The sequence below is a fragment of the Pseudomonas sp. BJa3 genome (genome assembly GCF_026343815.1).
In the GTDB taxonomy this organism is placed as follows: Bacteria; Pseudomonadota; Gammaproteobacteria; order Pseudomonadales; family Pseudomonadaceae; genus Aquipseudomonas; species Aquipseudomonas soli.
The window spans coordinates 1-271 of record NZ_JAOXMC010000199.1; the positions used below are offsets into that span (position 1 = coordinate 1).

Sequence of the window (271 nt, forward strand, 5' to 3'; positions counted from 1 at the left end):
GACCGGGCGATGCCACGGCCCAAGAACGCCGGCAGCACGAATAGGGCACCCATTTCACCCCTGTCCAGGTCTACCATGCCGGTGGCGACGAACGTGTCGCCCATGCAGGCGAGGTGGAAAAGCTCGGCGACCAGGGCCGCGTAACCTTCGGTGAAAGGTACGTCGGCCCAGGCCGGGGCCAGGGCGGCATCGTAGGCTTCGGTGCACTGCCACAGGCTCGCCAGGCGGCGGATGGCGTACGTGTCCAGCGCGTCGTGACGGCTGGCGCGGC

1 pseudogene is annotated in these 271 nt (G+C 69.0%); it reads right to left on the bottom strand.

What is annotated here, in order from left to right:
• Window positions 1-271 (bottom strand): annotated as a pseudogene (locus OH705_RS27430) (GNAT family N-acetyltransferase); the annotation flags it as partial.